The organism is Solibacillus sp. FSL W7-1324 (assembly GCF_038008025.1).
In the GTDB taxonomy this organism is placed as follows: Bacteria; Bacillota; Bacilli; order Bacillales_A; family Planococcaceae; genus Solibacillus.
Window position 1 is genome coordinate 255849 of the sequence record NZ_JBBOYH010000001.1, and the last position, 14258, is coordinate 270106.

The following is a 14258-nucleotide window of genomic DNA, read 5'->3' on the forward strand; positions in this document are numbered from 1 at the left end:
TCCCAAATAAAATTCACTTTTTAACCAAATTTCCGAAAAATAAGAATAGTTTTTTTATTCAAATGTTATTGCAAACTATCATTTCCATGATTATAATTGGAACATTCATATTGTTAAATTAAATATTCGCCACTCATATAATAGCAAGGATAAGGCTTGCAAGTTTCTACCGGTTTACCGTAAATAAACCGACTATGAGTGAAGCATGCTTAATGAATGTATTTGTCCAATTATTATAGATTTGTACAATACATTTGTTATTACTTTTGAACTTACTCGGAAGTCTTGCTCCACTCATCGTAGGGAGCTTGCCTTTCGAGTTTTTTATTTACATTCAAATGGGAAGGGGCTTTTATCATGAAGCTTTTAAAGGAAAAAATAGAAAAAGAGGGCCAAGTGCTTTCAGATACAGTGTTAAAAGTAGATTCGTTTTTAAATCACCAGATTGACCCGTTGTTAATGAAAGAAATCGGCGACGAATTTGCGAGACGTTACTCGGATCAAATCATTACGAAAGTATTGACGATCGAATCATCCGGTATTGCACCTTCAACTTTTTTAGGATTAACACTAGGTGCACCAGTTGTCTTTGCCCGTAAACGCAAATCTCTTACTTTAACGGACAACCTGTACACATCAAAAGTACATTCATTCACGAAAAACGAGACAAATGAGATTTCAGTATCGAATAAGTTTATTACCGCAGATGATAATGTCGTGATCATTGATGACTTTTTAGCAAATGGCGAAGCATTGAAAGGCTTAATCGACATTGCGAACCAGGCAGGTGCAACAATTGTCGGCGCCGGTATCGTAATCGAAAAAGGTTTCCAAGAGGGCGGCAAAATTTTACGCGAGCAAGGACTGCGCATTGAATCACTGGCAAATATTAAGTCATTGGCAAACGGTAAAGTAGAATTTTACGATTAGTTTAGCAGCACATATTTTTAAAAGGTCATAAGTTCAGACGATGTAAATTAGCTCAGCAAGAGTACACATATATTGGAGGAAAACTTTTTATGAATAACACGAAAGCAACAATGCTTGGAATTCAGCATTTGTTGGCAATGTATGCAGGAGCCATTTTAGTACCGTTAATTATCGGTGGGGCATTAGGATTCAGTTCAGCGCAAATGACGTATTTAGTAGCAATCGATATTTTCATGTGTGGGGTAGCAACACTATTCCAAGTATGGAAGGGGAAAGTAATCGGCATTGGGTTACCGGTTGTACTAGGCTGTACGTTTACAGCGGTAAGCCCCATTATCGCAATCGGTTCTGGTGGCAGCTTAGGCGATGTTTACGGCGCGATTATCGCATCGGGTCTGATCATCGTATTAATCGGTGGTCTTTTCGGGAAATTAATTAAATTCTTCCCGCCTGTTGTAACAGGTTCGGTTGTAACGATTATCGGAATCAGCTTAATTCCAGTAGCCATTAACAATATGGCTGGCGGACAAGGGGCAGCAGACTTTGCATCAGGTTCAAATGTGGCGTTAGCGTTTATTACGTTACTAATAATTTTAGTAATTTACCGCTTCACAGTTGGCTTCGTTCGTGCGATTGCGATTTTACTAGGTATGATATCAGGGACAGTAATCGGTATTTTCATGGGCAAAGTTGATTTTGCACCGGTTGCCGAAGCGTCTTGGCTGCACATTATGCAACCATTCTACCTGGCGACACCGACATTCAGTGCTTCCGCTATTTTAACGATGACATTGGTGGCAATGGTATCACTAGTTGAATCAACAGGTGTGTACTATGCATTAAGTGATATTACAAAAAAAGATTTAACTTCAAAAGATTTATCAAAAGGGTACCGTGCAGAAGGACTAGCATCGATTATAGGTGGTATTTTCAACGCCTTCCCTTACACAACATTCTCGCAAAATGTAGGACTGATCCAAATGTCAGGCGTACGCGACCGCAAAGTCATCTTCATTACAGGCGGTATGCTGGTGGCACTTGGATTCCTGCCAAAATTAGCAGCATTAACAACAATCATTCCAACACCAGTACTTGGTGCAGCGATGTTGGCAATGTTCGGTATGGTTATTACACAAGGTGTTAGAATGCTGGCACCGGAAATCGCAAAATCAATGGAAAACGCAATGGTCGCAGCACTAGGCGTCGGTCTAGGAATCGGCGTTGCCACAGTACCAGGCATTTTCGAAAACCTTCCATCATGGATGTCGATTTTAACTTCTAATGGGATTGTTGCTGGATCTGTAACGGCGATATTCTTGAACGTGTTGTTTAATATGGTTGGGTCGAAGCGTGTTGATCCGATGCATGTTGGGGAAGCAAATTAAATATAAGGTTCTAATGAGTACCCCACATTCTCGTTAGAATTAAAAAGTTATTTAACAGAAAAAGCCTAACTTATTGTAACTAGGCTTTTTCTATGACTATGCTTCTCATCTTTAGGTTCCTGAAACAACTAATCATTAGTTAGGTGTTTTTAGAATAGATTCCACACAAAAGCTATTTAAATTCTAGGTCTATAATTCTACTAGGATCAATATATGTGATGATTTGTTCTTGTTGTCTTAAATCAGAGAATGTAGTAATAATATCTGGATTGTAATGGATTCTAAGACGCGAACTCCTTGAATTCTGATTTTCAGCTTTTTCCCAATAGTAATTTCCCGAATAAGCTTTAAGCTCATTGTTTTTTTTACCAACGGAAGATCTTCCTCTTATACCGTTTAAAACAATTCTGTTAGCTGAAATTCCTCCGTTAATTATCATATTTGAACCTACACCATACATTTCAAAGTTTTTTTCACTATAAAAGAAACCTGTTATTATACTTGGCCCGTGTGGATCATCAGGGTCTGTATCTACAGAGTTATTAGATATATCTATGTTTCCAGTTGCAAAAATTACTAAAGAACCAGTTTGATTATTACCTAAATCTAACCCTTTTACTGAGGAGTATTTTAAACTTACATTACCATCAACATAAATTAAAGCATTGGAAAATAACTCAGCTCCCTGAATAATTAAATCGCCATCTACATAAATGGACCCATTTACTGAAATGTCCGGTTTATCACTAAGGTCATTAGTACTCATATTTCCAATAACAAGATTCTTACCGACGTATAAAGTCCCACCCTTATCATTGCCATCTTTTTTAGTTGTAAGTGAAGAATTATTTGAGCTTATTGTTAAATTTCCAGGTATAGATAAAGAATTAAATTTATTCTTACCAGTAAGAGTATAGTCTGCAGATTCATTTGTATGAATTGTTTCTTTATAGGATAAGCAACCAAAGAACCAACTAGTGCATTCTTTGGTAGTGTATTGGTGTGTATAAAACACCTTTTGATTTGTGAATTCTTGGTTACTGAGAGTCGTACTATTAACCACCTTATTTATGCCACCGGAGCCTTTAGTGTAATAATAGTTATTTTTTTCACCTTTAATATTAATAGGAGTCTTTACGGGTGTTCGTTTAACTATTTTAGGTGTATAGTCACTATGGAATAAACCTTTTACATCCGGTTGCCCATTTTTGTCCTTTAATAAAGTATATCTAGGAGAATTGAAGATAGTATTGGTTAAGTGACTATCATATTCTACATTTGAATTTAATTTATAGGTGTTTCCATATAACACTAAATTTGCATGTGTATTTTCCGCGAATGGAATCATACGCGGCAATACACTATCAACCCATTGTCCTCCACCATACGCATAATCTCTAGTGATTAAATTTCCTTCAACTTTCATATCACCTTTAATTTCTACACCACCGTGTAGAAATAAATTCCCTTCTCCATCTTTAGGGTTTTTAGAAGTAATGTTTGTACCAACTACATAATTTAGGTGATCTGGAACAGAATCTGTACCTATTTCAACCTTTGAAATTAGAAAGGCATCTTTTGTATCTGCTGTGCCAAAACTAAGAATATTAACATCTTTTTTTAAACTATTAATTTTTCCATTATCTAAAACGCTGTCTTGATAGGCTAAAATACAATATTCACCTTTACCAGTAGTAGATGAAACTTTATTAAAATTAGGAGATACATTACCAGCTTTAATTTTTTCCAATATGAAAGAAATATTGGATGCAGATACATGAGAGTTGAAACATAAATAATTATCCAGAGTGCCTTCTAAATAGGCAATATATGCTCTAACTGGTAATCCATTTTTTTCATCTAATTCATTTTGTAAAGTATGGTAAAGCTCATTTGTTACAAAATCCAAACCCATTTGAGAGAGCTTTTGGGCTTGTATACTATCTTCTCTCAATTCATTTTTATTAAGACCAGATGAAGACAAATTTATTAAACTAAGTCCAAGGATAGTAAATATCAAAATAATGGCAATGGACAATATTAATGCAGAACCACGTTGATTCAATAAATAACCTTTCACTTATTTCCCTCCATATTTTTTTTATCTTTAATAGTTACGATATCATTTTCAAATATTTGGATCATATTTTTTCTTTCATTTTTTAGTACAAGAGTAATTCGATAAACACCTTCTTCAATTTTCTCTAATTTAGAATAGTCTTGTTCATCATCGATAGCAGTAACTATTTTTATATTTTTATCAGAGACTTTTACAACTTGATCGTATAAAAGAAATTTCCCATCTACAAAACCAATCTTTGTATCATTTTTCAAAAGCAAATAGGAATCAGAAAATACATCATCATTTATTTTATTTTTAAATTTCAATTCTCTTATGTCTGTCTCTTTAGTTGTATATAGAGTTCTATATATAGAGGCTAAAATTAAATCAGCTTCATCACGTAAAACTGTGTCTGCCTTAATACTTTCGTAATTATCCATGGCTTTTATTATTATTGGTGTAATTAATAAAAAAACTAAACTTAAGAGCACAATAACAGCCAATAATTCTACTAATGTTAATCCGGATTCTTGACGTATTCGTTTATTCATAAGTTAAATATCCTTCCACTACGCTTTTAGACTTATTATTTGGCCCTATAACCTGAACTTGTATATTTAATAACTTTGAAAAATGTTCTTCTTTTTGTTGGCTAGCGGTAATTTTAACATCATATTCAATTGAATTAATATTTGTTTTTTTTATAACAGTTTTTGGTATGTAATTTGTAAATGTATCGCCTGGTTTGTTAAACGTTGAAGGACTTGTTCCAAATATATTTTCTTGAGATGTTAATTTAAGCCTTTCTAATTCAGCATTGGCTAAGTTAATCACAACTAGTTTTTCATTATTAAATGTTGCAACTCTATTAGAATGTAAAAATAATTGGGAAAAGCTAATAAGTGTAATTCCAATTATAACTATCGTAACAACTACCTCTATTAAAGAAAAACCTCTCTCTTCTTTTAAGATTTTCACTTTAATGTTCCTCCCTTGAAAATATGTCTTACAGCCATTCTATTTAAAAATCTAAGAAAAATGTAGAAAAATAGCGAAAAAGAACTTATTTGTTCGAAATTTGTTAGGTACTAGGTATTAATGTAAAAATATTTTTTGTAACTTTATAAAATATATAGTCAAAAAGTAATCCATTGTGTATTATGATAGATAATACCATAAAGATTAGATATGGTAAAATTTAAATATTTTCAAAGGTAATGAAATAGATTTGCTTAAAATTAGACAGAAAAATAGTATATAAGGTTCAGTAAAAAGTAAATGTATGAAGTTTTAAAGAAAGTAACTTAATAATTTTAAATTATAATTAAGGGAATTAGTGGGGTGAATCTATGAGAATAGTCTTTAGGTCAATTGTACTTTTTGCAGTAATGGTCATTTTAATAGCTATATGGGTGCCACATTTTATAGCTAGCCCTAATAATTCATCTGATGAGAGTTCGAAAAAGGACACAATTGGCGGAATTGAAGTAGGTAATTTGAAGGGGGAGGAATTAAAAGAGACCCTGAATAATGCTGTGAATGACTGGTATTCTCAAAATTTGATTGTTAAAGGTGGAGGGAATTCTATTGAAGTCAGTTCATCCTCATACCAGTTCGATATTGAAAGCACTGTTAACAACTACGAAGAAAATTACCGGAAACCATGGTATGTATTTTGGGGAGACGAAACAGTGGTCCATCTGCCATTAAATATTCTTCCAAGTGAAATCGTCAAAAATGAAATCAGCAATGTAGCGACTTGGGATACGGACTTAACTTATGAAAAAGTTCAGCTTAATGCTTCTTACTTGAAAACGGATGAAATCGAGGCAGTTGTCAACGATTTATCGGTATTAGAAAATGATCGGATTTCATTATCGGTTGAAGAAATACCTGAAGGTTCAATGGGGGTTAATGAACTTGTCCTTGCATTGCACGACACTGTTATTGATCCGGAAACAACTTTTTCTCTACTTGAAAAATTAGGAGAAACTATTAACCTGGCAAATCAAAAGGCTATCAATTTTGTAGCATCAAATATTTATAGTGCAGCACTTAATATAAACGGAGAAATTTTAGAGAGGCATTCGCAAAATGAAATCCCTTCATATTTAAAACCTGGGTTAGAGGCGAAAGTAGATGCTCTAGGAAATAAGGATTTAAAGTTTAGCAATACATCATCTAATCCAGTTGTATTAAAACTATTGGTTAATGACGGGAAGTTGCAAACAGAAGTATATTCACCTGCAAAGGAAACGGAAGTAGATGTTACGGTCTCAAAGGATGAAAAGATTCAGCCGCGTACTATTAAACGTTATTCTGAAGAGCTTGCAATTGGACGACAAGAAGAAGTACAGAAAGGCGCGGAAGGTTTGCGTGTTACAGTCTACCGGACAGTTTATGGCGAACAGCAACTTGTAAGCCGAGACTATTATCCACCAGTAAACCGTGTAATTGTTGAATCATCTCAGCAACCAGAAATAAGAGAAACAGCTGTTGTAGAAAGTAATACTCCAAGTGATCCAATTGATTTAGACGGTGATGGTTTACCGGATATAGATGAAAGCAGAGAAAGTTCGTCAAGTGATAATCAAAAAGGTAATTTACAACATACAAATGCAAATGAATCAATTGGTGAACAAAATCAAGATGAATCAGATGATAACCTCCCACCTGGCAGTTATTACGATAAAGGCGGGAATTTAATAACTTCATAGAAGAGGGGGGATACGCAATGAAAGCAAAGTTAAGAAAACGTTTAGGGGATTTACTTGTAGAATCAGGGGTTATTAGTGATGAACAGTTGGATTATGCATTAAAAAATAAAAGTCGGGATGAAAAACTGGGAGACTTTTTAATTAAGGAAAATGTGCTAACAGAACAGCAGCTGATTGAAGTATTGGAATTCCAGCTCGGTATTCCCCATATCACATTAACTAAATATGCGATTGATCCTGAACTATTACAGCTTGTCCCAAGGGAATTGGCAAAGCGAGCAAATATTATGCCAGTACGTCGTGATAAAAATAAACTGTTAATTGCGATGTCTGACCCAATGGATTACTTTGCAATTGAAGAAGTACGGATGGCGACAGGTTGCCAGATTGAAACTAGCATCGCGGCAAAAGATGATTTATACAGAACGATTACAAAGTATTATGATTTACAGGCCTCCATGGATGCAGCGTTATCAGAAGTTGCAGCAAATACATCGGAAGTCCAGCAAGAGATTACTGATGAAGATTCACCGATTGTCCGTTTAGTCAATCAGATTATTGCAAATGGGGTTGCCCAGCGTGCTTCCGATATTCACTTTGATCCTCAGGAAACTGAATTTAAAGTACGCTATCGTGTTGATGGTGTATTAAAGACGGAACGATCTCTGCCAAAACATATGCAAAATATGATGACAGCGCGTGTAAAAATTATAGGTGGACTAAATATTACAGAAAATCGAATTCCGCAAGATGGAAGAATTAAAGTTAATATTGAGTTTAAAAGTATTGATATTCGTCTTTCTACTTTGCCGACCGTTTACGGTGAAAAGATAGTTATGCGTATCTTGGATGTAAGCAATGCGGCAACAGATATTGCACACTTAGGTTTTTCAGAGAAAAATGAAGAAATGTTCAAAAAGATGATTGGAAAACCAAATGGGATTGTATTGATAACAGGCCCAACTGGTTCAGGTAAGTCTTCAACTTTATATGCAGCACTTTCAAATTTAAATGATGAGGAAGTTAATATTATTACAGTTGAAGATCCGGTTGAATATCAGCTGGATGGGATAAATCAGATTCAAGTAAAAGAGGAAGTTGGCTTAACATTTGCTGCCGGTTTACGTTCGATTTTACGACAAGATCCGGACATCATTATGATCGGAGAAATCCGTGACAAAGAAACGGCACAGATTTCGATTCGTGCCTCACTGACAGGACATCTTGTATTAAGTACATTACATACCAACAGTGCGATTGAATCGATAGCTCGTTTGCAGGATATGGGAATTGAACCATTTTTAATTTCATCTTCACTGGTAGGTGTTTTAGCACAGCGTCTTGTACGCCAAATTTGCCGAGATTGCAGTACAGAATTAGAACCTACGGTACGGGAAAAACAAATCTTCGCCAATAATGGTTTTGACGTTGAAAAAGTTCGTAAAGGACGAGGCTGTTCAGCTTGTGGAAATACAGGCTACCGCGGACGGCTGGCAATCCATGAATTACTGCCAATTGATCGGGAACTGAAAGATCTAATTCTGAACCAGGCAAGCGGATATGAGATAAGTGATTATATGAAAACTGCAGGCTACTACACATTATTGCAAGATGGTCTGCTAAAAGTATTAGAAGGTGTGACTACTACTGAAGAAGTACTGCGAGTTGCAACGATTGACTAGGGAGAGGATGTAAGATGACATTAATAATCCAAGATTTACTGCAATATGCATATGATGAAAAAGCGTCCGACTTGCATGTAACAATCGGTATCCCTCCCGTCTACCGTGTAAATGGCCTATTGAAGCAGTACGGAGATGTCGTCGTTACGGAAGAAATGGTTAATGAAATGGTGCAGGACATTCTTCCGGATTATAAAACAGCAGAGTATGAGGAGAAGGGAGAAACCGACTTTAATTATTCGCTGGAAGGTTTGTGCCGTTTTCGTATTAATACGTATCATCAGCGAAATGCAGGAGCGATTGCAGCTCGTTTGATTTCAAGTGAAATTCCTACAATCGAATCACTGAATATGCCGAAAGTGCTTTACGACTTAGCGGAAAAACCACAGGGGCTAATTTTAGTAACAGGTCCTACTGGTTCAGGGAAGTCAACAACATTGGCAGCAATGATTGATTATATTAATGAATCGAAATCGAAACACATAATTACTCTTGAAGACCCTATTGAGTATTTACATACACATAAAAAATCAGTTGTTAATCAGCGTGAGATTGGGGTTGATACAGGCTCTTTTGCTAATGGCCTACGAGCATCTCTCCGACAGGATCCGGATATTATTCTAGTTGGTGAAATGCGGGATTTAGAGACAATTTCGACAGCAATTACAGCTGCGGAAACAGGTCACTTAGTATTCGGTACCCTTCATACTTCAAGTGCACCGACGACAATTGACCGAATTATTGATGTATTCCCGCCACATCAGCAAGGGCAAATACGAATTCAACTTGCTAACGTATTACAAGGTATCATTTCACAGCGGCTGTTCATTCGCAAAGATAAAGCAGGGCGAGTCGCAGCAACGGAAATACTGGTTAGTGTTCCGGCAGTGACAAACTTAATCCGAAATGAAAAGGTCCATCAAATTCCAAGTGTTATGCAAACGAGCCGAGCGATGGGAATGCACACTTTGGAAACCTCGATACAGGCACTTGTATCTTCCGGTACTGTTTCGTTGGAGGAAGTACGTCCATATTTGAATGTAGGTGAATACAATTGACCGTTTTTAAATATGTAGGAAGAACAAAGATGGGGGTAACCCAAAAAGGAACAATTGATGCGGCGAATAAAGCATCAGCCATTACGAAGCTTCGTGAAAAGGGAATTAATCCTCGAGAAATTGAAGAGTCCAAAAGTATTTTACACATGGATATCAACCTTGGGAGCGGGAAAATCAAAACACAGGATTTTGTTATTTACTGCCGTCAATTTGCCACATTAATTCGTGCGGGTGTATCGCTCGTTGAAGCGACAAATATTTTGGCAAAACAGTCGACAAGTAAGCCGTTGAAAAAGGCTTTGGAGAAAGTCGAGGAAGATGTACGTGCAGGTATTCCTTTCTCGGATGCAGTCCAGAAGCATCCAAAGGTATTTCCAGAGCTGTTCGTAAATATGATGCGTTCCGGAGAAGCAACCGGTAATATCGATGACACATTAGAACGATTGGCCAATTCTTACGAAAAATCATTTCGGTTAATTAAAAAGGTACAGTCGACATTAACATATCCTGCAATGCTGTTGATTTTAATTGTAGTAGTAGTATTTTTCATGCTGATCTTTATTGTTCCGACCTTCGTCGAATCGTTTGAATCAATGGATGCGGAGCTTCCTACGCTAACGGTATGGACTGTGGCGTTGGGAGACTGGTTAAGGAAATATTGGTGGTTGCCGATTGGTGCGGTCGTTATTGGTGCTACTGTTTTCCAACATTTATACAGGAATAATAAACAATTTAACTATACAGTACATTATATGCTGCTGAAGATGCCGATATTCGGACCATTACTGCAAAAAACAGCGATTGCGAGACTGACGCGAAATTTATCATCTTTATTTAGCAGTGCAGTGCCAATTTTGCATGCATTGACCATTTCACAGAAAGTTTCTGGCAATCCGGTTGTCGGCAAAGTCGTATTAGATGCAAGAGCAAGCCTTGAAAAAGGGAGCACTTTAACAGAGCCATTAGAAAAAAGCTGGATTTTTCCACCAATGGTTACAAGCATGACAAGAATTGGGGAGTCTACAGGATCACTTGATTATATGCTTGAGAAAATTGCAGACTTTTATGAAGAGGAAGTAGACAGGAATGTTGACACATTAAAGTCATTGATTGAACCCTTAATGATTGTAATGTTAGCAGGAGCGGTAGGTATTATTGTTGCGGCAATTTTCCTTCCAATGTTCAGTCTGTACGAACAAATGTAATAGAAAATGAAATTTAAACGGACGTTTTGCAAGGAGGCATCAAAGCAGTACAAAGCGTCAGTGCAAAAAACAAAACAAACTATAAAATAAAAATATGAGGAGGTTTTAATATGTTTAACACATTAAAAAAACGTATTAAAAACGAAAAAGGTTTATCTTTAGTCGAGCTTTTAGCAGTAATCGTAATCTTAGCAATTGTAGCGGCAATTGCAATTCCAGCTATTGGAAATATTATTGAAAATTCACGTTATAATGCAGTGAAATCAGATGCAATTAATGTATTAAATGCAGCTCAGTTATATTATACAGATAACCCGGGTGGAGAAGCTGCAGAAGGTTCTTCTGTTGGTGCAGCTACGACGACTTCAATTACAGTTGGGCAATTGATTACAGGGAAATATTTAGAAACTGCCGGAAAAATTCCTGAAGGTGCAACTGTTGCTTCGTCTCAACCATACAAATTAACTGCAACAGTACAGAATGCAGTGGGTTCTAAAACTGTTACATTTACTAATGCTACACTAACACAAATTACAGCAGACAAACAAAAAGGTAGCGCAACTACTATTAATGCTATTGGAACAGCATCTAATCAATAATCATCTCCCAAAGAACACCCAACTCAACAGCGCTTGGGTGTTCCATTGAGCGATGATGCCGCTATTAAGATAGCATACTAATCTACAACTAATGCAAAGTATAAAGGGGAGGATCCCTATATGTTCAATATGAAGAAGAAATCTCATGTATCCGTCCTTATAAACGACTACGTGATCCGTGCACTTGTTTCCAAGGGGCCAACTCTCGATCAACCCGTTATCTATGAAACGCCATTACCGAGAAATGTTGTACAGGAAGGTTCAATTATGGATGAGATGGCGATGTATGAATTGATAAAATCAAAGGTACCTGATTGGGGCGGCAGAAAGCAAAATGTCCGATTCCTGGTGCCGGACACATCTATTTTATTAAAATCATTCGAGCACCCTGCTGATGTTAGCGGCAGAAAGTTAAAAGAGTTTGTACAAATGGAACTAGGTAACACAATACATTTACCTTTTCAGGAACCACTAATTGATGTATACGATGCGGTTGAGGGAGACGGGAAGGCGGTATTGTTTGCTGCGCCACCTGAGGAAGTGGGGAAAATGATTGGATTAATATTGGACAATCATTTGCATCCGCAAGTAGCCGATATTCGAGCGTTATGTAACTTACGTTTACTGGAGCATATCCAGTTCATAGATTCCAATCGTACCTATTTAGTGACTGACTGGTCTATTAATGAATTGTCAATTTGTATTTATTCAAATGGGGAAGTCGAATTTTTGCGCTTCCAGACAGTAGATACAGATTTAGATAAGTGGGAGCAAGAAGACCATGAAAATGGGGAAGTCGAATTCCGTTATACCGATCAATTGGATGACTTTCGAGGAGCGACTACGGACCAGGTGCTTGAAATCGACCGTATTATGAATTTCTTTAAATTCTCGCTACATAAAGGAGAAAGAGTTGTCGATGAAATTATTGTAATGGGAGATCACCCATTGCTTCAAACAATCGAAACGCTATTAAGTGAGAACCTGCCGGCACCAATTCGAATTGTGAATGATGCTGTGATTGAAGAGCAATTTCCGAATTGCAAAGCAAAGCACGCGACATTGTTAGGTCTTGCTTTAAAGGAGGTTAATGAATGATTCCGGATATTAACCTCATGCCCAAAATTGAAAAGGGTGAGGCTAGTTTAAATTTTGCATTTTATTTAGTGGGGATTTTATCGTTGGTAACACTTGGCCTTTTATCGTGGACATTTTTTAGTGCGAAAAGTGAAATAGCGAGTGCAACACCAGAAAGAGATTCTTTAATTCTGACGCGTGATGAATTGAGTGCGGAAGTTGCCTCATTTGAAACAATGAATCAAGGCTCGTTGGAAGAATCAGTTGCTTTTGTGGAACGTGTATCATATCCCGTAACGCCGGTCATTGTGGAAACACGGAATTTACTACCGTCAAACACATATTTGCGTGACTATGTATTCTCCGAAACAGGTGTACAAGTGACGGTTGATTTTGAAACATTAAATGCCATTTCTTCGTATGTAAGTGAACTTGAAAAAAGCCCTTATTTCAATGATATTCAAGTGGGTGCGATTCAAAACTTTGATTTGAATCCTTCTAACGATGAACTGGATGCAGATCAGCAATTTAGTGAAGTGCCCCGATATAGTGTGGATATAATGTTATTAATTAATCAATTAAAAGTAGCTGCTGGAGGTGATGAGTCGTGAATTCCATCTCAAGCAGTAAAAATGGAAAGCTTTTATTAGTAATAGCATTTGCGATGGTGCTGATATTTGCCGTTTATTACTACCTCGTCAAGCCAGTGCAAGATGAAGAACAGTCGATTCAAAGGGAAATTAGCAGTTTGGAAACGGAAATTTCTGCGTTGGAGGAAACAATCGCAACACACAAAACACAGCTGGCTCAAACAAGCACGAATGAGTTTGCATTACGCAAAAAAGTACCTGCAAGCCGTGAACTTGATGCATTGATTTTGTCAATCGAGGAAGCAGAATATTTAACTGGTACACGAGTACAAGGTATCGAGTTTAACAACTATGATGCCCTTGTATCAAGCTCAGGCTTACAGGATCCAATGGCGGCAAACCCTCAATCAGAAGAAGGACAGCTAACAGTGGATGGATCGGAGCAAGTGGAGCCAATAGAACCAGAAACTAATGAATCAGATAATGCAGAAAGTGAAGTGTCGGAAGCTTTACCGGTTTCCACAATCGCTGTAGAAACATTACCACCTTCACTGAAGCTGATTACATTTAATATCAATGTCGCTGCACCAAATGACGTAAACTTGTTGCAATTCATTGAAGAGATTGAAAAGAAAGAACGTGTGATGCGAATCGATATTATAGATTTCGCGCTTCCGGGTGAAGAAGATAAATTTACAGAAGAAGCATCAGAAATTGTAACAGCAGATATTCAAGTCACAACTTTCTACTATGAGTAGGTATTTATTCGAATATATAATTGTGTAGAAATTAAAAGTCACTGTCTTTGTTCTAAGCTGTGCATGGTGTCCCTTTGAAAGTGAGGATTAAAAATGCATTTGAGGATTATAGACTCACGATTGAGGATTAAGTGACGGCAATTGAGGATTAAAATACCGTTATTGAGGATTAACCTGTATCAAGTGAGGATAATC

General features: G+C 36.7%; 13 protein-coding genes and 1 riboswitch. Of the genes, 10 read left to right on the plus strand and 3 right to left on the minus strand.

Going from position 1 to position 14258, the window contains the following annotated elements; genetic code table 11:
* Positions 1 to 113 precede the first annotated feature (113 nt).
* A riboswitch (purine riboswitch) is annotated at positions 114 to 215 on the plus strand.
* A gap of 142 nt (positions 216 to 357) precedes the next feature.
* Complete coding sequence (locus MKY71_RS01290) at positions 358 to 930, plus strand: xanthine phosphoribosyltransferase (RefSeq protein WP_251690506.1); 573 nt, start codon at positions 358 to 360, stop codon at positions 928 to 930.
* An 89-nt stretch (positions 931 to 1019) separates the two neighbouring features.
* Positions 1020 to 2315: a nucleobase:cation symporter-2 family protein gene (locus MKY71_RS01295; protein ID WP_340731321.1), complete on the plus strand. Its 1296-nt coding sequence runs from the start codon at positions 1020 to 1022 to the stop codon at positions 2313 to 2315.
* Positions 2316 to 2487: 172 nt separating this feature from the next.
* Here the strand turns inward: MKY71_RS01295 and MKY71_RS01300 are convergent, their stop codons facing one another.
* The 3 genes from MKY71_RS01300 to MKY71_RS01310 are packed head-to-tail and all read right to left on the minus strand — an operon-like array spanning position 2488 to position 5355.
* The gene (locus MKY71_RS01300; protein ID WP_340731322.1) at positions 2488 to 4395 is read right to left on the minus strand and encodes a hypothetical protein; all 1908 of its coding nucleotides are present in this window, start codon (positions 4393 to 4395) and stop codon (positions 2488 to 2490) included.
* Entirely contained in the window at positions 4392 to 4928 is a 537-nt protein-coding gene (locus MKY71_RS01305; protein WP_340731323.1) for a pilus assembly FimT family protein, read from the minus strand. The genes MKY71_RS01300 and MKY71_RS01305 overlap by 4 nt, the downstream gene beginning before the upstream one ends.
* Entirely contained in the window at positions 4921 to 5355 is a 435-nt protein-coding gene (locus tag MKY71_RS01310) for a prepilin-type N-terminal cleavage/methylation domain-containing protein (protein WP_340731324.1), read from the minus strand. Before MKY71_RS01310 ends, MKY71_RS01305 begins: the two co-directional genes overlap by 8 nt.
* Positions 5356 to 5726: 371 nt before the next feature.
* Between MKY71_RS01310 and MKY71_RS01315 the strand changes: the two genes are divergently transcribed.
* The 8 genes from MKY71_RS01315 (at position 5727) to MKY71_RS01350 (ending at position 14063) form a co-directional block, all read left to right on the plus strand.
* On the plus strand, positions 5727 to 7094 hold the full coding sequence (locus MKY71_RS01315) for a VanW family protein (protein WP_340731325.1): 1368 nt from the start codon (positions 5727 to 5729) through the stop codon (positions 7092 to 7094).
* Between the two features lie 17 nt (positions 7095 to 7111).
* The gene (locus tag MKY71_RS01320; protein ID WP_340731326.1) at positions 7112 to 8776 is read left to right on the plus strand and encodes a GspE/PulE family protein; all 1665 of its coding nucleotides are present in this window, start codon (positions 7112 to 7114) and stop codon (positions 8774 to 8776) included.
* A 14-nt stretch (positions 8777 to 8790) separates the two neighbouring features.
* Positions 8791 to 9834: a type IV pilus twitching motility protein PilT gene (locus tag MKY71_RS01325; protein ID WP_340731327.1), complete on the plus strand. Its 1044-nt coding sequence runs from the start codon at positions 8791 to 8793 to the stop codon at positions 9832 to 9834.
* Positions 9831 to 11039, plus strand: coding sequence for a type II secretion system F family protein (locus tag MKY71_RS01330; protein WP_340731328.1), 1209 nt, complete (start codon positions 9831 to 9833; stop codon positions 11037 to 11039). The genes MKY71_RS01325 and MKY71_RS01330 overlap by 4 nt, the downstream gene beginning before the upstream one ends.
* 110 nt (positions 11040 to 11149) lie before the next feature.
* Entirely contained in the window at positions 11150 to 11638 is a 489-nt protein-coding gene (locus MKY71_RS01335; protein ID WP_340731329.1) for a prepilin-type N-terminal cleavage/methylation domain-containing protein, read from the plus strand.
* Positions 11639 to 11758: 120 nt separating this feature from the next.
* The gene (pilM, locus tag MKY71_RS01340) at positions 11759 to 12736 is read left to right on the plus strand and encodes a type IV pilus biogenesis protein PilM (RefSeq protein WP_340731330.1); all 978 of its coding nucleotides are present in this window, start codon (positions 11759 to 11761) and stop codon (positions 12734 to 12736) included.
* On the plus strand, positions 12733 to 13326 hold the full coding sequence (locus MKY71_RS01345) for a PilN domain-containing protein (protein WP_340731331.1): 594 nt from the start codon (positions 12733 to 12735) through the stop codon (positions 13324 to 13326). The genes pilM and MKY71_RS01345 overlap by 4 nt, the downstream gene beginning before the upstream one ends.
* Positions 13323 to 14063, plus strand: coding sequence for a potassium transporter (locus MKY71_RS01350; protein ID WP_340731332.1), 741 nt, complete (start codon positions 13323 to 13325; stop codon positions 14061 to 14063). Before MKY71_RS01345 ends, MKY71_RS01350 begins: the two co-directional genes overlap by 4 nt.
* Positions 14064 to 14258 lie beyond the last annotated feature (195 nt).